The organism is Bradyrhizobium sp. USDA 4502 (assembly GCF_054063355.1).
The window spans coordinates 4,501,941-4,525,129 of record NZ_JBSSGF010000001.1; the positions used below are offsets into that span (position 1 = coordinate 4,501,941).

The 23,189-nt window shown below is 65.6% G+C and carries 20 protein-coding genes; 9 read left to right on the forward strand and 11 right to left on the reverse strand.

What is annotated here, in order from left to right; all coding sequences use genetic code 11:
* Positions 1 to 11: 11 nt before the first annotated feature.
* The 3 genes from ACVW1B_RS20995 to rfaD are packed head-to-tail and all read right to left on the reverse strand — an operon-like array spanning position 12 to position 3,772.
* Complete coding sequence (locus tag ACVW1B_RS20995; RefSeq protein ID WP_456822123.1) at positions 12 to 1,292, reverse strand: O-antigen ligase family protein; 1,281 nt, start codon at positions 1,290 to 1,292, stop codon at positions 12 to 14.
* Between the two features lie 8 nt (positions 1,293 to 1,300).
* Entirely contained in the window at positions 1,301 to 2,773 is a 1,473-nt protein-coding gene (gene rfaE1 / locus ACVW1B_RS21000; protein WP_456822124.1) for a D-glycero-beta-D-manno-heptose-7-phosphate kinase, read from the reverse strand.
* A gap of 18 nt (positions 2,774 to 2,791) precedes the next feature.
* Positions 2,792 to 3,772 (reverse strand): ADP-glyceromanno-heptose 6-epimerase, encoded by a 981-nt coding sequence (rfaD, locus tag ACVW1B_RS21005; RefSeq protein WP_456822125.1) that lies wholly within the window; start codon positions 3,770 to 3,772, stop codon positions 2,792 to 2,794.
* A gap of 135 nt (positions 3,773 to 3,907) precedes the next feature.
* On the opposite strand from rfaD, the gene waaF reads away from it, so the two are divergent.
* The gene (waaF, locus tag ACVW1B_RS21010) at positions 3,908 to 4,972 is read left to right on the forward strand and encodes a lipopolysaccharide heptosyltransferase II (RefSeq protein WP_456822126.1); all 1,065 of its coding nucleotides are present in this window, start codon (positions 3,908 to 3,910) and stop codon (positions 4,970 to 4,972) included.
* Here waaF and ACVW1B_RS21015 read toward each other — a convergent pair.
* The gene (locus ACVW1B_RS21015) at positions 4,954 to 5,994 is read right to left on the reverse strand and encodes a glycosyltransferase family 4 protein (protein ID WP_456823052.1); all 1,041 of its coding nucleotides are present in this window, start codon (positions 5,992 to 5,994) and stop codon (positions 4,954 to 4,956) included. The two genes, waaF and ACVW1B_RS21015, sit on opposite strands and share 19 nt — an antisense overlap.
* 138 nt (positions 5,995 to 6,132) lie before the next feature.
* Between ACVW1B_RS21015 and galE the strand changes: the two genes are divergently transcribed.
* Positions 6,133 to 7,146, forward strand: coding sequence for a UDP-glucose 4-epimerase GalE (gene galE, locus ACVW1B_RS21020; protein ID WP_456822127.1), 1,014 nt, complete (start codon positions 6,133 to 6,135; stop codon positions 7,144 to 7,146).
* A gap of 110 nt (positions 7,147 to 7,256) precedes the next feature.
* Complete coding sequence (locus ACVW1B_RS21025) at positions 7,257 to 9,068, forward strand: ABC transporter ATP-binding protein (RefSeq protein ID WP_456822128.1); 1,812 nt, start codon at positions 7,257 to 7,259, stop codon at positions 9,066 to 9,068.
* 6 nt (positions 9,069 to 9,074) lie between these two features.
* Here ACVW1B_RS21025 and ACVW1B_RS21030 read toward each other — a convergent pair whose 3' ends face one another.
* On the reverse strand, positions 9,075 to 10,253 hold the full coding sequence (locus ACVW1B_RS21030; protein WP_456822129.1) for a dipeptidase: 1,179 nt from the start codon (positions 10,251 to 10,253) through the stop codon (positions 9,075 to 9,077).
* 153 nt (positions 10,254 to 10,406) lie between these two features.
* On the opposite strand from ACVW1B_RS21030, the gene ACVW1B_RS21035 reads away from it, so the two are divergent.
* The gene (locus tag ACVW1B_RS21035; RefSeq protein ID WP_076825777.1) at positions 10,407 to 11,108 is read left to right on the forward strand and encodes a fumarylacetoacetate hydrolase family protein; all 702 of its coding nucleotides are present in this window, start codon (positions 10,407 to 10,409) and stop codon (positions 11,106 to 11,108) included.
* Between the two features lie 67 nt (positions 11,109 to 11,175).
* On the opposite strand, the gene ACVW1B_RS21040 is transcribed toward ACVW1B_RS21035, so the two are convergent.
* Entirely contained in the window at positions 11,176 to 11,400 is a 225-nt protein-coding gene (locus ACVW1B_RS21040) for a hypothetical protein (protein WP_141342916.1), read from the reverse strand.
* Positions 11,401 to 11,608: 208 nt separating this feature from the next.
* Between ACVW1B_RS21040 and ACVW1B_RS21045 the strand changes: the two genes are divergently transcribed.
* The gene (locus ACVW1B_RS21045) at positions 11,609 to 11,881 is read left to right on the forward strand and encodes a hypothetical protein (RefSeq protein ID WP_246786545.1); all 273 of its coding nucleotides are present in this window, start codon (positions 11,609 to 11,611) and stop codon (positions 11,879 to 11,881) included.
* Between the two features lie 91 nt (positions 11,882 to 11,972).
* On the opposite strand, the gene ACVW1B_RS21050 is transcribed toward ACVW1B_RS21045, so the two are convergent.
* The 4 genes from ACVW1B_RS21050 to ACVW1B_RS21065 all read right to left on the reverse strand — a co-directional run bounded on the left by ACVW1B_RS21050 (position 11,973) and on the right by ACVW1B_RS21065 (position 17,636).
* Positions 11,973 to 12,347 carry an SPW repeat protein gene (locus tag ACVW1B_RS21050; RefSeq protein WP_229191981.1) on the reverse strand — a complete coding sequence of 125 codons (375 nt, stop codon included), beginning with the start codon at positions 12,345 to 12,347 and terminating at the stop codon, positions 11,973 to 11,975.
* A 21-nt stretch (positions 12,348 to 12,368) separates the two neighbouring features.
* On the reverse strand, positions 12,369 to 13,733 hold the full coding sequence (locus ACVW1B_RS21055) for an MFS transporter (protein ID WP_229191982.1): 1,365 nt from the start codon (positions 13,731 to 13,733) through the stop codon (positions 12,369 to 12,371).
* Positions 13,734 to 14,001: 268 nt separating this feature from the next.
* Positions 14,002 to 15,684: a gamma-glutamyltransferase gene (ggt, locus tag ACVW1B_RS21060; RefSeq protein WP_456822130.1), complete on the reverse strand. Its 1,683-nt coding sequence runs from the start codon at positions 15,682 to 15,684 to the stop codon at positions 14,002 to 14,004.
* Positions 15,685 to 15,938: 254 nt separating this feature from the next.
* Positions 15,939 to 17,636, reverse strand: coding sequence for an NAD-dependent malic enzyme (locus tag ACVW1B_RS21065; RefSeq protein WP_456822131.1), 1,698 nt, complete (start codon positions 17,634 to 17,636; stop codon positions 15,939 to 15,941).
* Positions 17,637 to 17,961: 325 nt separating this feature from the next.
* Here ACVW1B_RS21065 and ACVW1B_RS21070 point away from each other — a divergent pair, with 325 nt between their 5' ends.
* Entirely contained in the window at positions 17,962 to 18,117 is a 156-nt protein-coding gene (locus ACVW1B_RS21070) for a hypothetical protein (RefSeq protein WP_016843659.1), read from the forward strand.
* A 90-nt stretch (positions 18,118 to 18,207) separates the two neighbouring features.
* Here ACVW1B_RS21070 and ACVW1B_RS21075 read toward each other — a convergent pair whose 3' ends face one another.
* Entirely contained in the window at positions 18,208 to 19,137 is a 930-nt protein-coding gene (locus ACVW1B_RS21075) for an aspartyl/asparaginyl beta-hydroxylase domain-containing protein (protein WP_456822132.1), read from the reverse strand.
* Positions 19,138 to 19,490: 353 nt separating this feature from the next.
* On the opposite strand from ACVW1B_RS21075, the gene ACVW1B_RS21080 reads away from it, so the two are divergent.
* The 3 genes from ACVW1B_RS21080 to ACVW1B_RS21090 are packed head-to-tail and all read left to right on the forward strand — an operon-like array spanning position 19,491 to position 23,183.
* A complete protein-coding gene (locus tag ACVW1B_RS21080) occupies positions 19,491 to 20,693 on the forward strand; it encodes an ABC transporter substrate-binding protein (RefSeq protein ID WP_456822133.1) in 1,203 nt (400 codons plus the stop codon).
* A 10-nt stretch (positions 20,694 to 20,703) separates the two neighbouring features.
* Positions 20,704 to 22,422 carry an FAD-dependent oxidoreductase gene (locus tag ACVW1B_RS21085; RefSeq protein WP_456822134.1) on the forward strand — a complete coding sequence of 573 codons (1,719 nt, stop codon included), beginning with the start codon at positions 20,704 to 20,706 and terminating at the stop codon, positions 22,420 to 22,422.
* Entirely contained in the window at positions 22,419 to 23,183 is a 765-nt protein-coding gene (locus tag ACVW1B_RS21090) for an SDR family NAD(P)-dependent oxidoreductase (protein WP_456822135.1), read from the forward strand. The genes ACVW1B_RS21085 and ACVW1B_RS21090 overlap by 4 nt, the downstream gene beginning before the upstream one ends.
* Positions 23,184 to 23,189 lie beyond the last annotated feature (6 nt).

Below are 23,189 nucleotides of genomic sequence, written 5' to 3' on the forward strand. Positions count from 1 at the left end.
CTTGCCAGAGATCACGGACGAGCAGGAGGTTTGGGTTCCATATTGGCCCCCAATTGCCCCTTCAAAGCCATGCCGCCCGCAACTCCGACGCCGAGCACATACATCCAGCCCTCATGAAAGTCGAAGATGTGTGAATTAAACAACGAACTGGAAATATTCTGTACCACGACGAGAAGCCCGATCCAGCTGACAAGGTCGTCGCCGCGGAACAGCAAGAGATGCAACAGCCACATCGCGTACAGCATCGCCACGCCCAGAATGCCCCATTGCACGGCGACGTTCAACGTTTGATTGTGGGGGTTTCCAATCACTTCGCCGGAAGCCTGGGTCACGCCGCCGGTCGCCACTCGCTCGAACAGGCCCCGCGTTGCTCCGGTGCCGTGACCGATCACCGGAGCTTCGGCGAAGAAGCCGAGCGATTTGCGCCAGAACTCGAGGCGTAGCCCGATCGAGGTCGGAGCATTCTGCTGCTTGTACAGTTCGTATTCGCTGCCGAACCTTTCAGCTGTTCGTCGTAGTTGCGGAGAAGAATACCAAGCCATTGTGGCTAGCACCGCGACAGCACACAGGATTGCAACTATGCTGCGTCCGCGTAGATGAACCAACGCAAAAACCGCGAACATGATCGGAACAGTCGCTAGTGCGGTCCGCGATACTACTACGAACGCCAAATTGGCGAAGAAGCTTAGCACGATTACAATCAGCAGCGTGGCCAGTGCGAAACGCCTTTCCCTCAATAGCATAACAATAGAATAGGCCAGCGCGACCGCGCACAAGGTGAATTCCTGGCTCTGGTCGATGTAGTTCTTGACGAAGACTCCCTGCTCGCCCGGAGCAGGCGCCCGCAGCGCGAGGTGCGGATAGGCAAGCACCAGCCAGGACATCAGCATCAACAGCGTGCAGGAGACCAGGAAGGCGACGAACACCCAGGTCCCGCGGGTCGAGCGCTGAAAATGATAGAGCAGGACCGGCAGCACGAGGAGCTTTGCGGTCGGCCCAACCGCGTAGAGTCGCGCCCCCCAGGCCGCGTCCGACCAGAGCGTGCCGACAAGCGCGAGGCAAAACAACGCGATCGGTGCCAGGCAGATCGGCCGCTTCAGCAGCGCCCAGAACGCCTTCAGATCGACCGTCGGCGCAATCGCGATCAGCAGCACCACGCCGAAGATGCCGACCAGCGAGGTCGACCACGGCAGCGACAGCGCGATCAGGACTGCGACCACATCGGTCGTGGTCTGCCAGCGCGCCGGATCGCGCCAGGCCGGACACGCCGCGGCGCCTGCCGGGGATGCCATGCTTGCGCTCACGCCTTGCCCTCACGGGCCCGCGCAACCAGCGACGTCGTGCTATGGCCGGGCAGGATCTCGACCAGCATCACCTCGCCGCCGGCGGCTTCGACGATCTCGTGGCCAACCACCTGCTCGCGGGTATAGTCGCCGCCCTTGACCAGCACGCTCGGCCGCACCTGCGTGATCAGATTGATCGGCGTGTCCTCCTCGAAGATCGCGACGAGGTCGACGGCTTCCAGCGCCGCCAGCACCTCGGCGCGGGCGCGCTCGTTCTGCACCGGACGCCCCTCGCCCTTCAGCCGCTTCACCGAGGCGTCGCTGTTCAGCCCGACGACCAGGCGGTCACAGGCGCCGCGTGCCGCGGTCAGCACCTTGACGTGGCCGGGGTGCAGGATGTCGAAGCAGCCATTGGTGAAGCCGATGCGCAGATCCTGCCTGCGCCACTCCTCGAGGCATGCATCGATGTCGCCGCCGGCCGCGACGATCTTCTCCTCGGCCGCCAGCGAAGCGTGCGGCAGAATCCTTCGGCGCAATTCGGCGGACTTGACGATCGCGGTACCGGTCTTGCCGACCGCAACCGCGGCCGCCGCGCTCGCGATCCGCAGCGCGCCTTCCCAGTCGGCGCCGCCCGCCAGCGCCAGCGCCAGCGCCGCGGCAACGGTATCGCCGGCGCCGGAGACGTCGCGCACCTTGACCGGCAGCGCCGGCACATGGATCGACTCACCGCCCCGCGTCACCAGCGTCATGCCGCGCTCGCCCTGCGTCACCAGCATCGCCTCGCAATCCGCGAGGTACATCGCATCGGGCGCGGCCTGCGCGATGCTGTCCTGGCTGTCGGCGCGGCTGCGGGTCGCCTCGGCGAATTCCTTGCGGTTCGGCGTCAGCACGGTCGCGCCGCGATAGATCGCGAGATTGGCGCTCTTGGGGTCGACGATGACGCGCTTTTGCGCTTGGCGCGCCGCGTCGATCACGTTGCGGATTACGCGCGCGGTGAGCACGCCCTTGGCGTAGTCCGACAGCAGCACGATGTCGGCCCGCGCAAGACGCGGCAGGATCGCATCGATCAGCTGCTGCTCGATGGCCGGCGCGGCCGGCGCGGCGAGTTCCCAGTCGGAGCGCAGCATGTGGGTCGAGAATTGCTCGGAGACAAAGCGCACCTTGCGCGTGGTCGGACGGGCGGCGTCGCGCACCAGCACGGTCTCGATAGCGGGCTCCTTCGCCAGCGCCTCGGCCAGCATCGCGCCGGCGGTGTCCTCGCCGATCAGGCCGACGAAGATGCAGCGCCCGCCAAGCGCGGCGATGTTTCGCGCGACGTTACCGGCGCCGCCGATATTGGTCTCGCTGCGCCTGACCGCGATCACCGGCGCCGGCGCCTCCGGCGAGATTCGCGACACCTCGCCATAGACGAACTCGTCGAGCATGAGGTCGCCGACGCACAGCACGGTCTGGCCGGACATTGCACGCGAGATCGCTTCAAAATCGAACATCAGTCACTGTCATCCGCTCTAGCGATAGCGATCCGCGCGATCGAGAAAGCCCTTCACATAGGCCCCGACTGCGTCTTCCAGGCGGGTGAAACCGCCATTGTATCCTGCGCGTCCGAGACGATCGACAGCGCTCTGGGTGAAGTACTGGTAGCTGCCGCGAATCTGCTCGGGCATGTCGACATACTGGATGTTCGGCGCCAGCCCGAGCGCGCCATAGGCCGAGACGATCAGGTCCTTGAAGCTGCGCGCGTTGCCGGTACCGACATTGAACAACCCGGAGACCCGCGGTGTCGCGATCAGCCACATCATCACCCGCACGACGTCGTCGACATAGATGAAGTCGCGGCGCTGATCGCCATCGGCGATACCCTCGCGATGCGACTTGAACAGCTGCACGACGCGGCCCGCCTTGATGTCGTCGAAGCGGCGCGCCAGCACGCTCATCATCGGGCCCTTGTGATATTCATTGGGGCCGAACACGTTGAAGAATTTCAGCCCGGCCCATTGCGGCGGCAGAGGCTCGCCCTTCGCCGCGCGCTCTGCGACCGCAAGGTCGAACAGGTTTTTGCTCCAGCCGTACAGGTTCATCGGCCGCAGCCGCTTCAGCGCCTCGACCGACGCGTCGTCGTCAAACCCCTGTTCGCCGTCGCCATAGGTCGCGGCCGAGGAGGCATAGATGAACGGCGTGGCATTCGCCGTGCACCAGTCGAGCAGCCGCATCGAGAGACGGAAATTGGTCTCGATCACCAGGTCGCCATCGGTCGCCGTGGTCTCGGAAATGGCGCCGAGATGGATCACGGCGGTAAGCCGCCGCCCCTTCAGCCAGTCGCCAAGCTCGGCCGGCGGAACGACATCGGCAAGCTGGCGCTTGGCCAGGTTCCGCCACTTGCCGTCCTGCCCAAGCAGATCGCAGACCGCGACGTCGCTGTGGCCGGCGTCGTTCAACGCGGCCACGACGTTCGATCCGATAAAACCGGCGCCCCCGGTTACCAGAAACATGATGAAATCCCGCCAGATTCCTTTGCAGCCGTCAGCTTTGCCCCACTCCCGCGTCGCAAGCAACGACGGCTTTACCTCTCATCGCGAACCGGTTACCGACTTGGCCGCGCCCGATCGGCCCTGGCCTATTTAGAAATGAATATTGATTCAATATCTGATATCGAAACACAGGATACCGGGGATACCAGACCTATCCTCGTGGTGCCCTATGTTTGGATCGGCGATTTCGTGCGCGGCCACACCGTGGTCAGGGTGCTCCGCAAGCGCTGGCCGAACCGGCCGATCGACATTCTGACATCCAGGCTTTGCGCCCCTTTGGTCGATTATATGCCCGATGTTCGCGCCGGGATCGTGTCCGACCTGCCGCGCAGCCGGCTGGCGCTGGCCCAGCAGCAGGCGCTCGGGGCCGAGCTCCGCCGACGGAACTACGCCACCGCGCTGGTGCTGCCGCGGACCTGGAAGGCCGCTCTCGCACCGGCGCTGGCGGGCATCCCGGAGCGGGTGGGCTTCTTTGGCGAGGTGCGGTTCGGCCTGATCAACGCGATGCGATGGGGAGAAAAGCAGCAGCCGCGCTTCATCGACAAGAACGCGATCCTGGCGCTGCCCGACGGCGCCGCCCGCCCGCCGGAGTGGCCGGTGCCGCAGCTTCGGGTTCCCGCGGACGAAATCGAACGCTGGCGGCAGGCTAACGGCCTCGGCCGCGGTCCCGCCATCGCGCTCGGCCCCGGCTCGGTCGGCGCCTCGAAACGCTGGACCTATTATCCGGAGGCCGCGCGCCTGTTCGCCGAACGCGGCTTCGACGTCTGGGTGGTCGGCGGCCCCGGCGAGAAGGCGCTGGCGCAGGAGATCACGGCAGCCGGCGGCGCGCGGGTCCGCGACCTCACCGGCACCGATCTGCGCAACGGCATCGTTGCGATGGCCGCGGCCAGCGTCGCTGTGACCAACGACTCCGGGCTGATGCACATCGCCGCCGCAATCGGCACGCCGACCATGGGCATCTTCGGCCCGACCGATCCTTATCTCTGGGCGCCCCTCAACGGCCTCGCCGCGACGGTGCGGCAGACCAGGAGCAAGCTGTCGTGCCAGCCGTGCCAGCGCACGGTCTGCACCATGAACGATCATCGCTGCATGCGCGACATCGCCCCCGAAGAGGTCGTGGAGATTGCGCAGCGCGTGCTGGCTCAGGTCAGCGCGCGGTAGACCTTGGCGATCGCATTCGCCTCGGCATCGAGGCTAAACTTATCCACAACTCGTTGCCGCGACCGCGCCCCCATCGCCGCGGCCGCTGCCGGATCGCGCATCAAGGGCTCCAGCGCGGCCACCAGCGCGTCGGCATCGCCAGGCGGCGTCAGCACGCCGGTGACGCCGTCCTCGACGACGAACTCGGCCGCGCCGGCGCGCGTGGCCACCAGCGCCGCGCCCGCCGACATCGCCTCGATCAGGGTCAGGCCGAAACCTTCATTGCGCGAGGTGAAGGCGTAGATCGTCAGCCGCTGGTACCAGCGCACGACATCCTCGATCGGCAGTTCGCCCGTGATGATGATGCGCGATTGCAGGCCGGCGGCCGCGATCTTGCGCTTCAACTCGTTGGCAAAGGCCAGTTGCTCCGGCACCACGGCGCCGACGATGACGGCGGTGAAATCGGGATAGCGCGGCAGCAGCCTGCACATCGCCTCGACGAAGACGTCGCTGCCCTTCTGCGCGCGCACCCGCCCGAAGCAGCCGATCGCATAGCGTCCCGGCAGTCCGCTCTCGGCGAAGGCTGCCGCGCGATCGGCCGGCGGCGCATAACGATCGGTGTCGACGCCGTGCATCACCACTGTCGCGTCACGCTTCAGATAGGAGGCCGACAGCGGACTGGTGGCGATGATCGCATCCATGTTGCGGATCAGCCAGCGCGTCAGCCAGGTGTGATGGCGCTGCGCGGCCGAGGTGAAGATCAGTTTCAGCGGCCAACCGAGCGCGCGCAGCGCGAGCCCGACGATCATCTCGTCGTTGCGCCGCGCATGCCAGATCAGCGGCGATGCGCGCCGCCACAGGTGCAGGAGATCGGCAAATCCGATCGCGTCGATGCCGTCGGGCCGATGCGGGCCGAGCCAGGCTGCGCGAAACATTTTGGCGAGCTTCGGCGCGACCATGCGGTTGGTCGCGGTAACACCCGAATAGCGTCGGTGCAGATTGGGCACGATGAGCTCGAGCTCGCCGGCAGGTGTGTTCTCGATCGGCACTCAAGTCTCCGTTTCGTGCCAGTTCCTATACGCAACATTAAGCATAGTGGCCAGTTCGGCCGCGGCGAAACCCCCTCTTCACCGCACTCCCGCTAGCATCACCGGTTAAAGAACATCGGGAGAGCTCTATCCATGACCGTGCTCGTGACCGGCGGCGCCGGCTATATCGGAAGTCACATGGTTCATGCGCTGGTCGATGCCGGCGAGAGCGTCGTCGTGGTCGACAACCTTTCCACCGGCTTCTCCGCGTTCCTGCCCGAAGGCGTGCCGCTGTTCATCGGCGATGCCGGCGACGAAAATCTCGTCGAGGGCGTGATCGCCCAGCACGGCATCGACAGCATCATCCATTTCGCGGGCTCCGTCGTGGTGCCGGACTCGATGCGCGATCCGCTCGGCTACTACCGCAACAACACCATGACGACCCGCAGCCTGCTCAACGCGGCGGTGAAGGGCGGCGTCGGCCGCTTCATCTTCTCCTCGACCGCGGCCGTCTACGGCAATCCGGACCAGGTGCCGGTGCCGGAGATCGCACCGACCCGTCCGCTGTCGCCCTACGGCTCGTCGAAGCTGATGACCGAGATCATGCTGCACGACGTCGCGTCCGCTCACGGCATGAGCTACGTCGCGCTGCGCTACTTCAACGTCGCCGGCGCCGACCCGAAGGGCCGCGCCGGCCTTGCCACCATCGGCGCCACCCATCTGCTCAAGATCGCGGTCGAGGCCGCGACCGGCCAGCGCGCCAAGATCGACGTGTTCGGCACCGACTATCCGACCCAGGACGGCAGCTGCATCAGGGATTTCATCCATGTCAGCGACCTCGTCGAGGCGCATCGCTCGGCGCTGTCCTATCTGCGCGCCGGCGGGCAATCGGTGACGATGAATTGCGGTTATGGCCGCGGCTATTCCGTGCTCGAAACCATCGAGGCGGTGCGCCGGGTCTCGATGCGCAATTTCGCGGTCGCCTACGCCGCGCGCCGGCCCGGCGACATCATGACCATGGTGGCCGACGCGACAAGGATCCGCTCACTGCTCGACTGGACGCCGCGCTACGATGATCTCGAGACCATCGCGAGCCACGCACTGGCCTGGGAGGAGAAGCTGTTCCGGGAGCGCGCCGGCTCCGCACGACAAGCGGAATCGGCCTAAAAAACAAACCGTTATCAAGCAGTTATTGTGCTTGAAAAAGCCCCGCCAAGCGGGCAAGGAGGTCCCGCAACCCTGACGGCCGGCGCTGCCCCGCCGTCAATGGAACGCGGATGGCCCAGTTTCCAAAGAAAATTACCGACGATCCCTATGGCGCGGCGATCCTGATTCGCCGCCTGGTCATGGAACAAGGGATTACCTATTGGCGGCGCTATCTGACGGCGTTCGCCCTGATGGCCGTTGCGGCCGGCTCGACGGCCGGCGCCACCTACGTGCTCGGCCAGGTGATCAACCAGGCCTATGTCGACAAGAACATCCCCGGCATCGCCATGTTCGCCGGGATCACGGTGGTGCTGCTGTTCATCAAGGGCGTGGCGACCTACGGCCACATGGTGATCCTGAACAAGATCTCCAACGCCATCCTCGCCAGCAACCAGCGGCAACTATTCGCCAAGCTGATGAGCGAGAGCATCGGCTTCTTCTCGCTGCGGCACTCGTCGGAATTCCTGGCGCGGCTGACCGCCGGCGCCAAGTCGATCACCGACGTACTCAACATGCTGGTCAATGCGATCGGCCGCGACTTCCTGATGCTGATCAGCATGGTCGCCGTCATGGTCTGGCAGGACCCGCTGATGTCGTTCATCGGGCTCGTGGCGGTGCCGCCGGCGATGCTGATGCTGCGCAGGCTGGTGAAGCGGATCAAGGGGCTCGCCTACAACCAGTTCACCGGCACCGCCGACATCATGGAGACGATGCAGGAATCGCTGCAGGGCATCCGCACCGTGAAGGCGTTCACGCTGGAAGGCGCCATGCAGCAGCGGATCGACGAGCACATCGCAACCGTCGAGAGCAATGCCAACAAGATGGCGCGCGTCGCCAACCGTTCCAATCCGCTGATGGAAATGCTCGGCGGCTTCGCGGTCGCCGGCTGCCTGATGTATGGCGGCTACAGCGTGGTGGCGCTCGGTTCCACGCCGGGCCAGTTCTTCACGTTCCTGACCGCCTTCCTGATGGCGACCGAGCCGGCCAAGCGGCTGGCGCGGCTCAACATCGACCTCAACAGCCAGCTGGTCGGCGCGCGGATGCTGCTCGAGGTGGTCGATAGCCCCGCGAGCGAACAGTCCGATGACGGCAAGCCGGCCCTGAAACTCTCCGACGCGCGGATCGAACTGCGCGACGTCAGCTTCGCCTATCGGCCGGGCGAGCCGGTGCTGAACCGCATGAGCTTCGTGGCCGAGCCCGGCAAAGTGACTGCGCTGGTCGGCCCCTCCGGCGGCGGCAAATCGACCGTGCTGGCCTTGCTGCTTCGCTTCTACGAGACGCGCGAGGGCGACATCCTGATCGACGGACAGCCGATCTCGTCAGTGTCGCGCAAGTCGCTGCGGCAGCAGACCGCCTATGTCGGACAGGACGTCTATCTGTTCCGCGATACCATCCGTGCCAACATCGCCTTCGGCAAGCAGGGCGCCACCGAGCAAGAGATCGTCGACGCCGCCAAGGCCGCCTGCGCGCACGACTTCATCATGAGCTTCCCGCTCGGCTACGACACGCCGGTCGGCGAGCACGGCACCCAGCTGTCCGGCGGGCAACGCCAGCGCATCGCGGTCGCCCGCGCGCTGATCAAGAACGCGCCGATCATCCTGCTCGACGAGGCCACCGCCGCGCTCGACTCGGAGTCCGAGAAGCAGGTGCAAGAAGCGATCGAGCATCTCTGCCAGGGCCGCACCACAATCGTGATTGCGCACCGCCTGCACACCATCATGCATGCCGATGCGATCCTGGTGGTCGAGGGCGGCGAGATCGTCGAGCGCGGACGGCACGAGGAGCTGCTGCGCCGCGGCGGCCGTTACGCCTCGTTCTTCCGCCTGCAGCACCACCACGACCCGTCGCCGCTGGCGCTGGCGCCGATCAGCGCCACCGGCTAGGGCCTGTCATCCCCTCGGGGCAATGCCTGCGCGCAGCACGCGCAGGACATTGCCGCCCATGACCTTGCGGATGTCGTCCTCCGAGAACCCGCGCGACATCAGCGCCTGGGTCACGGCGACGATCTCGCTGGCATCGAAGCCCGTCGTGGTCGAGCCGTCGAAATCCGAGCCGAGGCCGACATGGTCGATCCCGACCAGGTCGCGGACATGGGCGATCGCCCGCGCGACATTGTTCGGATCGAGCGAGCAGACCGCGCCTTGCCAGAAACCGATGCCGACCACGCCGCCGGTCCGCGCGACACCCCGGACTTCGTCGTCGGTGAGGTTGCGGTTGACCTTGCAGGTCGCCTGAACGCCGCCATGGCTCGAGACCACCGGGCGCGTCGCCATCGCCACCACCTCGGTGACCGCCGCGTGGCTCGCATGCGCGAGGTCGACGATCATGCCCATCGCCTCCATCCGCTGCACCACCTGCCGGCCGAGCGGCGTCAGCCCGCCCTTTGCGACGCCGTGCATTGAGCCTGCGACATCATTATCGAAGAAATGCGCGAGACCGGCCATTCTGAATCCGGCGGCGTAGAGCACGTCGAGATTGGCGATATTGCCCTCTATATTCTGCAGGCCCTCGATCGACAGCATGCCGCCGACCACCGTCGCGCCGCTCTTGCGGTCGGCGAGCAGGCGGTCGAGGTCGGCCGGCGTTGCGATCAGGCGCAGCCGTCCCGCGGACAGTTCGGCGAAGCTGTGCAATTTCTCGGCATGCCACAGCGAGCGCTGCAGCAACGAGAACCACGTCCGCGGCGGCTGCAGATCGATGATGGCGAGGTTCGTGATGGTGTCGGTATCGGCGCCGTTGGCATCATAGTTCTGGCCCTTGGGCGACTTGGTGACCGACGAGAACACCTGCAGCGCGTAGTGTCCCTCGATCAGGCGCGGCAGGTCGATATGGCCGCGATCGGATCGCGCGATCAGGTCACGCTTCCACAGCAGGCTGTCCGCATGCATGTCCGCCACGTCGAGCGTCGCCTGCAGGGCCGTTGCGGCGGGCGTGATATCCAGCGCCACGCGCTGGACCCTGTTCTGCGCCCGATCGATCCGCTCCGGAACGACCGCGAAAAAGCGAACGGCGGCGGCGATCAGGACCACGGCGACCAGCGCCAGGCCGATCGAAAGCCATTTCCTCATGGGCACCACCGCCTTTGTCGACCAAAGGCGGCCGCGCTCGGCGGAAAGCTGGCCTCACCTCTGCGCCGGATGCAGCCGCGGCCACTAGCCCTGAGCGGCGTAAGCGCGTAAATACCGCCCGCGCTCCCTCCTTCAACCCTCCGGGACCCGTTCATGAACGCCGCATCCACCGTCATTCCGCTTCCCCCGCAGCCCTCGCTTCCCGTCGTCGGCGAATCCGGCACCTATCCGGTCCGCCGCATCTGGTGCGTTGGCCGCAACTATCTCGAGCATATCAGGGAGATGGGCAATGACGAGCGCGCGCCGCCGTTCTTCTTCGGCAAGCATGCCGACATGCTGGTGCCCGATGGCGCGATCATCCCCTATCCGCCGCTGACCAAGGACCTGCATCACGAGGTCGAGCTGGTGGTGGCGATGAAGAGCGGCGGGCTGAACATTCCCGCCGACAAGGCGCTCGAGCATGTCTACGGCTATGCCGTCGGCATCGACCTGACCCGCCGCGACCTGCAGATCGCCTCGCGCAAGAAGGAGCGGCCCTGGGAGATCGGCAAGTCGTTCGACTATTCCGCGCCCTGCTCGGCGATCCAGCCGGCCGCGAAGATCGGCCACCCGACCGCGGGCAAGATCTGGCTCACCGTCAACGGCAAGGAAGCCCAGAAGGGCGACCTCACCGAGCTGATCTGGAACGTGCCTGAAATCATCTGGCAGCTCTCGCAGCAGGTGAAGCTCGCCGCCGGCGACATCATCATGACCGGCACGCCCGCGGGCGTCTCGCAGCTGCAGGTGGGCGACAAGCTCGAATGCGGTGTCGACGGCGTCGGCAAGCTCGCGGTGACGATCGGCAAGCCGGAATAACCGCCTCGGGAACGAGGCAAGGCCCAAAGCCCCGGACCTCAGATCCGGGGCTTTTTGCTGTGCGCGGTCAGCGCATCGTGCCGGGCATGCAGGGCGGCTCGGTGAAGGGAGCGGTCGCGAACGATCCGACCTTCGGCGCGCGCACGCAATCGGTGGTCTTGCTGCTGACCGTCGTTGTCGTCATCGAAGCATTGGCGCGCCGCACCGCAGCGTTGTTGCCGGCGGCCGACGCCTGCGCCGAACAGGCGGCTGCGGCAACCAGCGCAAGCGCCGCGAGGGTCACTTTGGTCATGGGATTTCTCCGTACGGTGGATGAAGCCGACCTAGCTCGGCTCCTGTGTTCAGGACCGCGCGCGCCCGGAAATTATTTCATCACGCGCGATCACCGCGTCGCGAGCGCCCGATCGCATCGGATGGAGCGGGGAATACCGGAGCGACCGCGGCACTCCATGTCATCAAGGCCGCGCGCAAAACGCGGCGACGACGGTATGGAGGTTTTCATGATCGATCTTCGACGACCCGGCGTACGACTTGGCTTGGCTGCGATTATGTCCGCGGCAATGGCGACCGCTTGCTTCGCACAGGCGGCGGTCCAGCAGCCCCGCGCCTACGCGTCAAACGAAACCGCGAGCAGGCCGTGGTCGGCGCCGGTCGGCCATCGCCAGCCGCGCGCCGCCGATATTCCGGCGACGACATCGACATCGCAGCAGATCATCGATCAGGAGGACGCGATCGTCGACCGCAAGATCAAGGGGATTTGCCGCGGCTGCTAGAGCATGATCCGGAAAAGCGCGAAGCGGTTTTCCGAGGAGGTCATGCTCAAAGGCAAGGAGCCACACCCCTCGGTCTCGCCGGCGGCGGATCCTACTGCCTTTCGGCGGCCTGCGGCGCCGCCGGGCCGAAATGCGTCTTCTCGTATTCGAGCCACAGCTCGAGCAGCGCCATGAACGCCACCACCGCGCCGGCGGCGATGGCAAAATGCATCGCGCGGGTATGCGTGAAGCCGAGCAGCCAGGGCGAGACGATCAGCCAGCAGCCGACGACCAGGTTGATCCATTCTTCCCAGATCGAGAACGCGACGATCGCCGCCAGCGACATGATCGCGATCGCCGCGCCGCTAATCCTGAGATCGATCGCCGCCGTCGGATTGGCCCGCACGAACAGCCACGGCGCAGCGAGCAGGAAAATCGCTGCGATGAGGTTATAGAGATCGAGCGCGGATTCTTTTCGCCACTTCATCATCGATTGCTCCCTTGCTACTCAAACCCGCTGCTGATGCGCCTCGGGCGCATTGATGTCCCTGCCCGTGTAGTCGGTCATCATCGCGGTCGCGACCAGCGTGATGATTGCGCAAGCCGCGATATAGGCCGCGATCGCGGTCGCCGAATGGAACGTGCCGAACAGCCAGGTCGCGATCAGCGGTGCCGGACCGCCGGCGATCACGGAAGCAAGCTGATAGCCGAGCGAGGCGCCGCTGTAGCGCAGGCGACCAGTAAAGCTCTCTGCGATCAGGGCCGCCTGCGGGCCGTACTGCATGTCGTGCGGAATCAGCGACAGGAAGATCGCAAGGAAGATGATCGTTTCCGATCCGGTGTTAAGCATCGCGAAATAGATGAAGCCGAACACGCCGGTCACGGCAGCGCCGATCATGTACATGTTCTTGCGGCCGATCTGATCGGAGATGTGCCCGCACAGCGGGATCGAGACGAACGACAGCACCGAGGCCGCGAGCACCGCGGTCAGCAGGAAGTCACGCGACACGTGCAGCGTTCCGACGCCGTAGGAGAACACGAAGGCGGTGAAGATGTAGAACGGCGCCTGCTCGGACATCCGCGCGAAGGCGGACAGCAGGATCTCCTTCGGATGGTCGCGGATCACCGTCAGCATCGGCGTGCGGTCGAGCTGACGCTCGGCCAGCAGCTTGCTGAACACAGGCGTTTCCAGAATGCCGAGCCGGATGTAGAGGCCGACACCGACCAGGACGATGCTGAGCGCGAACGGAATGCGCCAGCCCCACGACAGGAACTGGTCGCCCGACATCTGGCTGAAAGCCAGCACCGCGAGATTGGCGAGGAACAGTCCGCAGGGCACGCCGAATTGCGGCCATGACGCGATCAGGCCGCGGGAGCGATCGTTGCGCGCCCATTCCATCGACATCAGCACCGAGCCGCCCCATTCGCCGCCGACGCCGACGCCCTGGATGAAGCGCAACACGGTCAGGATCACCGCGCCCCAGATGCCGATGCTGGAATAGGTCGGCACCAATGCGACCGCCGCGGTCGCCAGTCCCATCAACAGCAGCGTCGCGATCAGCGTCGACTTGCGGCCGATGCGGTCGCCATAGTGCCCGAAGATCGCAGCCCCGATCGGCCGCGCGACGAAGCCGACCGCATAGATGGCGAAGGCCTCGAGCGTGCCGACCCAGGGATCGGAATGCGGAAAGAACAGTTTTGCGAAAACCAGGCCGGTGACGGTGCTGTAGAGAAAGAAGTCATACCACTCGATCGCGGTCCCGACGGTGGAGGCGATCACCGCACGGCGCATCTGCAGCTGATGCTCGGATGGTGTGAGCCGGTTGGCGTCGAGGCCGGGGGTCAGACCAAGCATTGGGCCAAATCTTGCCATGGAGGTGTCTCCCTCGCACAGGCCCCCGGACGGATATTGACTGTGGTTTGTTTGAGCACAAACGATAAGGCGCGCCGGAAAGTTCCACCGGAACGGACCGTCGAGGCTTGAACTTTAGTCGGCCTTCAGTCGGCCATGGCGAGCGACAGATCGCAACGCGTCGAGGGCGTCGTCCGCCACCGCTCGCCCACCGGGGGGACCATGCTTCGCAGATGGCTGCCGGATTCGGCAGCCGCCGGGCGGCTTCGTCAATCTGCCGCGCTTCGTCTCATGACAGCCCGAGCGCCCGCCCGTCGCTGCGCGGATCATGCGCCCCGGTGATGCTTCCGTCGGCGTCGATCCGGATCGCACCCGGATGTCCCGCGAGCGGGCTCTGGGCCGGTATCGGACTGATTTCGTGGCCTCGCCCGGCGAGCGCCTTGAAGACCTCTTCACCGGCATCCTTCTCCAGCTTCAGGCTGTCGCGCGCATCGGAGAACGTCTTGCCGAGCAGGAAGCGCGGTCGCGACAGCGCGGTAAGCGGATCCATGTTGTAGTCGATCAGCCTGGTCAGCACCGCCGCGAGCGTCTGCGGCTGCCCGTCGGCTCCCTGCGTGCCGTACAGCAGATGCGGCCGTCCGCTCTTGAGGTAGATTCCCGGATTGAGCGTGTGGAACGGCCGCTTGCCCGGCTTGAGGCAGTTGGGGCTCGCCGGGTCGAGGTTGAACGACGCACCGCGGTTGTGCCAGATGATGCCGGTGTCGCCGGCCACCATGCCGCTTCCCCAATCGTAGTAGACGGTTTGCAGCATGCTGACGCAATTGCCGTCCCGGTCGGTCGCGGCGAGATAAACCGTGTCGCCCTTCTTGAACACGTGCGGCCACGGCATCGCCTTCTCGAGGTTGATCGCCTTCGCGCGCGCGTCGAGGTAGCTCGCCGAGAGCAGCTGATTGACCGGAACGTCGACGAATTCCGGATCGCCGATGTAGCGGCTGCGGTCGATGAAGGCCTGCTTCACCGCTTCGACCAGCAGGTGATAGTAGTCCGCGCTCCCTTCCGGATATTTCGCGAGCTCGAAGCGGTCGAGGATACCCATGATCTCGAGTGTCGTGAGACCCTGCGTCGGCGGGCGCAGCCCGAGCAGCTCGCCGCCGCGATAGCCGACGCGCAACGGCGTCTCGTCGCGCGCGCGGCAGCGTGCCAGATCGTCGGCGGTCAGCGGCGAGCCGATCTGCTTCAGTCCGGCCGCAATGCGCGCGGCGAGCTTTCCTTCGTAGAAATCACGCCCGCCATTTGCCGCCAGCATCTCCAGCGATTTCGCGAGTTCAGGCTGGACCAGCGGCTCGCCGATTTCAGGCATCCGGCCGGCGGGCATGAAGATGCGCTGGATGTCGGGCCAGTCCTTCAGGTTCTTCGCCTCCATGTCCTGCCAGAAGCGCTGCGACGGCGTGACCGGGAAGCCCTTGCTGGCGTATTCGATCGGGCGCGCGAACAGCGACGCCCAGCTCTGCTTTCCGGCCCAGGATTTGCGGCTGAAATCGAACGCCTGGTCCCAGACGTCGACGGTCGTGGCCGCGGTCAGCGCCGACCCCGGCCCCCTGATCGGGACCGAGCCGCTGTAGTTCGGCAGGTTGAGCGCAGCCTGACCTGCGCCGGACAGCGTCCGGACATTTCCCTTGCGGTCACTGATCACCATGAAGCTGTCGCCGCCGAGGCCGCTGAAATGCGGATAGGTCACGCACAGCGTGGCACCGATGGCGATGACCGCCTCGATCGCATTGCCGCCCTTGCGCAGCACCTCGAGCCCTGCCTGCGTGGCAAGTTCGTGCGGGCTCGTCACCATGCCAGTCTTCGATCGCGCCAGCGCGCCCGTATTGTCGAGGGCCCGGAGCGGTCGCGGCACCGCCGCGGCGACCGCCGTGAGCATGGACCCGATCAGCAACTCCCTGCGCGACATGCCAAGATTGGCCATTCGACTTCCCTCCCCGTTTCCTCGTTGTGTCGATGTTGTGCGATCGCGGGCTGCGGACACCGCGACGTCCAAATCCCCGAAGGACCGCCACTGGCATTTGGCATACCAAGATTGAAGAAAATTCTTACTTCGGTCAAGCCCGTTGAGAAGGCGTAAGCGAGGTCGAGCCCATCCTGACCCGATCATGATGGTCATAAAATCGATGCGGGGCCGCGCGCGGCCCGGAGGATCGCGCCGCGCCGACGCGCCGAGCTCTAAGCCCGATCGCTGCGGCGGTACGGCACGTAGCGCGGCGTCCAGACCTTGGCGTGAATCCGCGCCTCGACCTGGTCGATCGGAACGTCTCTCGCCAATCCCTCCTTGTGCGCCTGCAGCGCGACCGCAAGCGCCACGGTCTGCGAGACGTCACGCAACGCGCTGACCGGCGGCAGCAGATTGTGCTTCGGGTTGTCGCGCGCCGGCGAGACGCTGGCCAGCGCCTTGGCGGCGGCCATGAACATGCCGTCGCTGACCCGGCTGGCACCGACCGCGAGCGCGCCGACGCCGACCCCCGGGAAGATGTAGGAGTTGTTGGTCTGGTCGACCTTGAAGCGCGCGCCGTCGCGCATGATCGGCGGGAAGGGGCTGCCGACGCCGATCAGCGCCCGCCCCTCGGTCCACGCCTCGATATCGACCGGCGTCGCCTCCTCGCGCGAGGTCGGGTTGGACAGCGGGAAGATCACCGGCCGCTTGTTGCACTCGGCCATCGCGCGGACGATCGGTTCGGAGAATGCGCCGGCCTGGCCGGAGACGCCGATCAGCACGGTCGGCCGGGCGTTGCGCACGACGTCGAGCAGCGCGATCTTGTCGGGATGGCTGAGCTGCCAGCCCGCGATCGCCTGCCTGTTCTGCACGAACGGAAGCTGGAACGGGGCGAGCCCGCTCATGCCCTCGAGCAGCAGCCCGTCGCGGTCGACCATGAAGAAGCGCTTCGCCGCCTCGCTCTCGGACAGGCCGGCATCGACCATCGCGGCGCGGATCAGGCTGGCGATGCCGCAGCCGGCCGAGCCCGCGCCGAGCACGGCGACGCGCTGCTCGGTGAGCGGCACGCCGGTGACGTTGATCGCGGAGAGCAAGGCGCCGGTCGCCACCGCCGCGGTGCCCTGAATGTCGTCGTTGAAGGTCAGGAGCCGGTCGCGATAGCGCTCGAGCATGCGCGTCGCGTTGTTCTTGGCGAAGTCCTCCCATTGCAGCAGGACGCGCGGCCAGCGCTTCACCACCGCCGCGACGAACGCCTCGATGAGGTCGTCATAGGCCTGGCCGCGGACGCGCTCGTTGCGCCAGCCGACATAGAGCGGATCGGCGAGGCAATCGGGATTGTCGGTGCCGACGTCGAGCATGATCGGCAGCGTCGTTGCCGGATGCAGGCCGCCGCAGCCGGTATAGAGCGCGAGCTTGCCGATCGGGATGCCCATGCCGCCGGCGCCCTGGTCGCCGAGGCCGAGGATGCGCTCGCCGTCGGTCACCACGATCGCCTCGACGTGATCGAAGCGCGGATGGGCGAAAATGCGGTCGATCCGGTGCTGATGTGGGATGCTGAGGAACAGCCCGCGAGGCTTGCGGAACAGCCGACTGAATTTTTGGCAGCCCTCGCCGACGGTCGGCGTGTAGACGATCGGCAACAGCTCTTCCAGGTTGCCGACCAGGAGCGCGTAGAACAGCGTCTCGTTGGTGTCCTGCAGCTCGCGCAGAAAGGCATAGCGCTCGATGTCGGTCTCAAAGCCGCGGAGCGCCTCGAGGCGGCGCGAGACTTGCTCGTCCAGCGTCAAAATATTGGGCGGCAGCAAGCCGTGCAGGTCGAACGCCTCGCGCTCGGCCTCGGAGAACGCCGTGCCCTTGTTCAGCTGCGGATCGGCCAGCAGCTCGTAGCCGCTCAGCGCAGTGGTCGCAAAAGCTCCTGATGACTCCGACATGGCAAGGTCCCCTCAATGCGAAACGCCAGATCGGACGTTATCACGCCCATGTAACGGATCGGAGTGCGAAGGCGCGCCGCCGCGCAAAGTTGAACGGCCCCGACGCTGCGGCTGCAGCTGCGGACCGACACCAACATACCTTGGTATAGCCCGCCTGATTCCTTGTGATGGCCCGTGCTTACGCCCGTACAGTTGAGCGATGGCGAGAGATTTTTACACTCGCGGCTACTCCAGCGTGATCAGGATCACTGCTCCGAGCCGTCAATCGCAAGACTGTCACGGGTAGCAGGTGTCGACTGGAACGCGGGTTTCGAGGAACACTCAGATGATCGTCAACATTCAGAAGCTGAACGGCCTGTGGCACCTTATCGTCGGGTCGTGCAAGATCCGAACTCCGTTCCTGGAGACCCAGGACCGCGAGTGGGTCGTCGCCTACGCCAGACGAATCTACCCCGGCGCCAAGGTTTTCGAGCGCGACTGACGCTGTTCCGCCTCACAGCTCTCGTCCCAGACAGAAAGCCCCGGAGCATGCTCCGGGGCTTTTGCTTTCAACGCGGCAACGCCTCTGCAATCAGTGCAGCGCCGACATCACGATCAGGCCGAGGATCAGCGCGGTCGCGGAATATTTGAGCGTGTAATACACGTTCCGATTCCACTCCTTGACCTTGCGGCTGGCGAGATGGATCTCGTAGAGCTTGCCGAACACCTTGTTCAGCGCGCCAACATGCTCGCCGTCGACGTTCTGGGTCGCCGACGCCTTGACGATGTTGTGGCTGACCCAGCGGTTCATTGCCGTCATGAAGCCGAACTTCATCGGGCGCTCGACGTCGCAGAACAGGATGATGCGGTTGACGTCGGTCTTGTTCTCGGCGCTGTGGATGAACGTTTCGTCGAACATGAAGGCCTCGCCGTCGCGCCAGACGCATTCGACGCCGTCGACGAGGATGCGGCACTGGTTCGAGTTCGGCGTCACGAGGCCGAGGTGATAGCGCAGCGAGCCGGCGAAGGGATCGCGGTGCGCCCCGAGCTTACCGCCCGGCGGCAGCATCGCGAACATCGCGCCATGCACGTTCGGAATCGAGTTGAGCAGCTCCACCGTCTTCGGGCACAGCGTCCGCGCCGACGGCAGGAAGTCGTCGTACCATTTCAGATAGAAGCGCTTCCAGCCGCTCTTGAAGAAGGAATAGAAGCCCCAGTCGTTGTTCTTGGCCGCGGCGCGGATGAAGCCTTCGTCGAACAGGCGCGTGGCCTCGTCGCGGATCGTCTCCCAATTGTCGGAGAGCTTCTTGAGCTCGGGAAACTGCTCGACCGGAATCACCGGCGTGTTGGGCACGGCGGAGCCGGCATACATCAGCACATTGTAGGGCGCGAGGTAGGTCGAGTGATCGCCGAGCTGGCGGGCGAAGCGCAACCGCTGCTTGCCGCGGAAGTGGACGTAGAGCGTAGAGGCCACCAGCACGTAAAGAATGACGAGCTGCGGCGCGAAGAGCTGTCTCAACATGATCCGTCTATGATCGCTGCCCGCCGACGCTCTTCATGCCCGCCCAGCAGGAGCCGTTCCCCTGACGGGCGGCCCAGTCCGGGCGGCGAAACGCGTCGCCGTCCGCGAAAATTCCCCTGTTTCATAGTGACTTGGCACTGCGGCGCGGTCTGGCAAATGAGCCGGAATCGTTGCCGCGGTGCCGTCCCCGGACGCGCCATGTAAGCGTTCGCTCACCAAATGTGAAGCGTCGCGCCGCACGGGTGCCAACTTTGTGACACTGTTCACATGCCAAATTCGCCATTGACAAACTGATTAGACAATTCCTAATTCTGAGGGGACCCGCCGAAGAGCGCGGACATCCAAAGGGAGGAATGATGAGACAGTTTCTGGCGGCAGCCATTGTCGCGGTGATCACCACGGCCGCTCACGCCCAGGTTTCCGACGACGTCGTGCGCATCGGTGTGCTGACCGACCTGTCGAGCTGGGGACGCGACAATTCGGGCCCGGGCTCGGTCGAGGCGGCCAAGATGGCGGTCGAGGAATTCGGCCCCACCGTGCTCGGTAAGCCGATCGAGATCATCTCCGCCGACCACCAGATGAAGACCGATGTCGGCGTGCAGGTCGTGCGCGGCTGGTTCGACAACGGCAAGGTCGACGCGGTCGTCGACATCCCGAATTCCGGCATCGCGATCGCCGTGCACAACATGGTGCGCGAGCGCAACAAGATCGCGCTCTTGTCCGGTCCCGGCGCGAGCTCGCTGACAGACGAACTGTGCAGCCCCAACACGGTGCATTTCGCCTACGACACCTACGCGCTGTCCAAGGTGACGGCCTCGGCCGTGATCAAGGAAGGCGGTAAGTCCTGGTTCTTCGTCACCGCGGATTACGCCTTCGGCCAGCAGCTCGAGAAGGACGCTACGCGCTTCATCAACGAGATGGGCGGCAAGGTGCTCGGCAGCGTCAAGCATCCGACCAACACCGCCGACTTCTCCTCCTTTGCGCTGCAGGCGCAGAGCTCGAAGGCCGACGTGGTGGCGTTCGCCAATGCCGGCCAGGACACCGACAATTCGATCAAGCAGTCCGGCGAGTTCGGCCTCGTGCAGGGCGGCCAGAAGCTGGTCGGGCTCTTGATGTTCGACACCGACGTGCATGCGATCGGCCTCAACGCCGCGCAAGGCACCTACATGACGACGGCGTCGTACTGGAACATGGACGAGAAGACGCGCGCCTGGTCGAAGAAGTTCTACGCCCGCGCCAATGTGATGCCGACCATGATCCAGACCGGCGTCTACGGCTCGGTGCTGCATTATCTCAAGGCGATCCAGGCCGCCGGCACCGACGATCCGAAGGCGGTGATGGCCAAGATGCGCGAGCTGCCGATCGAGGACACCTTCGTGCATGGCGGCAAGCTGCGCGAGGACGGCCGCGTGATCCGCGACATGTATCTGGCGAAGGTGAAGAAGCCTTCGGAATCCAAGGAACCGTGGGACTATCTCGACATCGTCAAGACGGTGAAGGGCGAGGACGCCTATCGTCCGGTCTCCGAGTCGAAGTGCCCGCTGCTCAAGAAATAGGATCGATCGCGTGGCCAACGAAGAAGCTTATGATTGCGACGCGCTGGTCGTCGGCTCCGGCTGCGCCGGGCTGTCGGCGGCGGTCACCGCCGGCCATCACGGCCTCAAGGTCCTAGTGGTCGAGAAGGAGCCGCGGTTCGGCGGCACCACCGCGCGCTCCGGCGGCTGGCTGTGGATCCCCGGCACCTCGCTGGCCAAGGCCTGGGGCATCGAGGAGAGCCCCGATCAGGCCAAAACCTATCTGCGCCACGAGGCCGGCAACAGCTTTGACGCCGCCCGCGTCGATGCGTTCCTGACCGAGGGGCCGAAGGCGGTCGACTTCTTCACCACCAGCACCGCGGTACGCTTCGACATGCCGCTGACCTTCCCGGACTATCATGCGGAAGCGCCGGGCGGCGCGCAGGGCGGCCGCTCGATGGTGACGCGGCCGTTCGACGCCCACGAGCTCGGCGACGCCCTCAAGAATCTCGGCAGCCCCCTGCCCGAGCTCACCGTGTTCGGCATGATGCTCGGCTCCGGCAAGGAGATCGTGCATTTCATGCGCGCGACGAGATCGCTGACCTCGGCGGCCTATGTCGCCAAACGGCTGTCGAAGCACGCCATCGACGTGATGCGCAACGGCCGCGGCATGACGCTGACCAACGGCAACGCGCTCGCCGGACGGCTGGCGAAATCCGCCTTCGACCTCAAGATCCCGCTCTGGCTCAACTCGCCGGTGCGCGAATTGATCGTCGAGAACGGCGCGGTGCGCGGCGCGGTCGTCGTGCATGAAGGGCGCCCGATCCGCGTCAACGCCAAGCGTGGCGTGGTGCTCGCCTGCGGCGGTTTTCCGCACGACGTCGCGCGACGGCAGAAGATGTTTCCGCACGCCCCCACTGGAAAAGAACATTATTCGCCGGGCCCGACCGGCAACACCGGCGACGGCTTGCGCCTTGCGGAATCCGCCGGCGGCCGCGTCGACGACTCGCTGCCGAACGCCGCGGCCTGGGTGCCGGTCTCGGTCACGACGCGCAAGGACGGCTCGAACGGCGTGATGCCGCATTTCATCGATCGCGCCAAGCCGGGCGTGATCGCGGTGATGGCCGACGGCAGGCGCTTTGCCAACGAAGGCAATTCCTACCACGACTTCGTGCAGGCGATGATCAAGGCGGCGAAGCCCGACGAGGAGATCGCGGCGCATCTCATCTGCGATCACGAGACGCTGCGCAGATACGGCCTCGGCTGCGTGCCGCCGCGCCCGATGCCGCTCGGCCATCATCTGAAGACCGGCTATCTCAAGCGCGGCGCGACGCTGGCGGAGCTCGCCGCGCAGGCCGGCATCGACGCCAAGGCACTCGAGGCGACCGTCGCGGAGTTCAACACGACCGCGGCGGAGGGACGCGATCCCGCCTTCGGCAAGGGCTCGCGCGCCTATAACCGCTACCAGGGCGATGCGCTGCACGGACCCAATCCCTGCATCGCGCCGATCCAGCACGGGCCGTTCTACGCCATCAAGATGGTGATCGGCGATCTCGGCACCTATGCCGGCATAAGGACCGATGCCAATGCCCGTGCGCTCGACGCCGACGGCCAGCCGATTGCCGGCCTCTATGCCGCCGGCAACGACATGGCAAGCATCATGGGCGGCAACTATCCCGGCGCCGGCATCACGCTCGGGCCCGCGCTGACCTTCGGCTACATCGCGGGCAAGCACATCGCCGGCGTGGCGGCGGAAGGAAGCGCGCCATGAGCGCAATGGCGACCCTGCTCGCAGGCAAGCGCGCGCTGATGACCGGCGCTGCGCACGGCAACGGTCGCGCCATCGCGCTTGGCCTCGCGGCGCATGGCGCGGACGTTGTTGTGACCGACATCGATCGCGCCGGCGCCGAGCAAACCGCGGCCGACATTCGCCAGCACGGCCGCGCGGCATGGCCGTTCGAGCTCGATGTCACCGATGCGGAGGCGTGCTCCGCGCTGGCGCAGCGTGCGGCGCGCGAGGTCGGGCCGATCGCGATCCTGGTCAACAATGCCGGCATCATCATCCGTGAGGGCATCGACTCGCCCCGTGCACGCGAGAATTGGCGGCGGGTGCTCGACGTCAACCTGACCGGCACGTTCAACGTCACCCACGCCTTCCTGCCGGCATTGCGCGAGACGCGCGGCACGATCATCAATCTCGGCTCGATCGCGTCCTTCCTCGGCGTTGCCAATACGCTGGGCTATGCGCCGTCCAAGGGGGGCGTCAAGCTCCTCACCCAGGCGCTCGCCCGCGAGCTTGCCGCCGACGGCATTCGTGTCAATGCGATCGCGCCCGGCGTGATCGAAACGGCGATGACCGAAGCGACCCGCAATGACCCTGGCCGGCTCGCCGTATTTCTGGGCCGCACACCGCTCGGCCGCGTCGGGCAGCCGGAGGAGCTGGTCGGCCCGGTGGTGTTCCTCGCATCGGAGCTGGCATCTTATGTGAACGGCGTGACCATGCCGGTCGACGGAGGGTTTCTCGCCGTATAAGCACAT

What these genes read in the sequence shown, in the direction of transcription:
- ACVW1B_RS20995 (WP_456822123.1), bottom strand. Translation starts at nt 1,292, where the DNA reads ATGGCATCCCCGGCAGGCGCCGCGGCGTGTCCGGCCTGGCGCGATCCG.
- rfaE1 (WP_456822124.1), bottom strand. Translation starts at nt 2,773, where the DNA reads ATGTTCGATTTTGAAGCGATCTCGCGTGCAATGTCCGGCCAGACCGTG.
- rfaD (WP_456822125.1), bottom strand. Translation starts at nt 3,772, where the DNA reads ATGTTTCTGGTAACCGGGGGCGCCGGTTTTATCGGATCGAACGTCGTG.
- waaF (WP_456822126.1), top strand. Translation starts at nt 3,908, where the DNA reads ATGAATATTGATTCAATATCTGATATCGAAACACAGGATACCGGGGAT.
- galE (WP_456822127.1), top strand. Translation starts at nt 6,133, where the DNA reads ATGACCGTGCTCGTGACCGGCGGCGCCGGCTATATCGGAAGTCACATG.
- ACVW1B_RS21025 (WP_456822128.1), top strand. Translation starts at nt 7,257, where the DNA reads ATGGCCCAGTTTCCAAAGAAAATTACCGACGATCCCTATGGCGCGGCG.
- ACVW1B_RS21030 (WP_456822129.1), bottom strand. Translation starts at nt 10,253, where the DNA reads ATGAGGAAATGGCTTTCGATCGGCCTGGCGCTGGTCGCCGTGGTCCTG.
- ACVW1B_RS21035 (WP_076825777.1), top strand. Translation starts at nt 10,407, where the DNA reads ATGAACGCCGCATCCACCGTCATTCCGCTTCCCCCGCAGCCCTCGCTT.
- ACVW1B_RS21040 (WP_141342916.1), bottom strand. Translation starts at nt 11,400, where the DNA reads ATGACCAAAGTGACCCTCGCGGCGCTTGCGCTGGTTGCCGCAGCCGCC.
- ACVW1B_RS21045 (WP_246786545.1), top strand. Translation starts at nt 11,609, where the DNA reads ATGATCGATCTTCGACGACCCGGCGTACGACTTGGCTTGGCTGCGATT.
- ACVW1B_RS21050 (WP_229191981.1), bottom strand. Translation starts at nt 12,347, where the DNA reads ATGAAGTGGCGAAAAGAATCCGCGCTCGATCTCTATAACCTCATCGCA.
- ACVW1B_RS21055 (WP_229191982.1), bottom strand. Translation starts at nt 13,733, where the DNA reads ATGGCAAGATTTGGCCCAATGCTTGGTCTGACCCCCGGCCTCGACGCC.
- ggt (WP_456822130.1), bottom strand. Translation starts at nt 15,684, where the DNA reads ATGGCCAATCTTGGCATGTCGCGCAGGGAGTTGCTGATCGGGTCCATG.
- ACVW1B_RS21065 (WP_456822131.1), bottom strand. Translation starts at nt 17,636, where the DNA reads ATGTCGGAGTCATCAGGAGCTTTTGCGACCACTGCGCTGAGCGGCTAC.
- ACVW1B_RS21070 (WP_016843659.1), top strand. Translation starts at nt 17,962, where the DNA reads ATGATCGTCAACATTCAGAAGCTGAACGGCCTGTGGCACCTTATCGTC.
- ACVW1B_RS21075 (WP_456822132.1), bottom strand. Translation starts at nt 19,137, where the DNA reads ATGTTGAGACAGCTCTTCGCGCCGCAGCTCGTCATTCTTTACGTGCTG.
- ACVW1B_RS21080 (WP_456822133.1), top strand. Translation starts at nt 19,491, where the DNA reads ATGATGAGACAGTTTCTGGCGGCAGCCATTGTCGCGGTGATCACCACG.
- ACVW1B_RS21090 (WP_456822135.1), top strand. Translation starts at nt 22,419, where the DNA reads ATGAGCGCAATGGCGACCCTGCTCGCAGGCAAGCGCGCGCTGATGACC.